Source organism: Psychrobacter sp. CoH-33_TS_01, assembly GCF_058189395.1.
Map to the genome: position 1 here is coordinate 1 of NZ_JBVGQI010000076.1, position 254 is coordinate 254.

The following is a 254-nucleotide window of genomic DNA, read 5'->3' on the forward strand; positions in this document are numbered from 1 at the left end:
GGGTCGTCGTCCTGGGCCTGGCGGCGCTCAGCGTCGTGCTTCTCGCCCGACGCGGGCTCTCGGCGCCCGCCAGCGGGCTGGAGGTCGACCCGCTCGCCGCGCTGACTCCGGTCCTGGTCGCGCTGGCGGCGTGCGTCGTCGTGCTGCGGATCACCGTCGTGCCGCTCGGCTGGCTCACCGGAGCGCTCCGGCGGGGGAGGGGCGCCGTCGCCTTCCTCGGCGCGGCCGGCTCGCTCGGCGCCACGGGAAGACGC

Annotated in this window: 1 protein-coding gene; it reads left to right on the forward strand. The window is 78.3% G+C overall.

Going from position 1 to position 254, the window contains the following annotated elements; translation table 11 throughout:
- The coding region (locus ACZ2XM_RS15610; RefSeq protein WP_490619032.1) for a hypothetical protein at positions 1-254 on the forward strand (254 nt) is incomplete at both ends.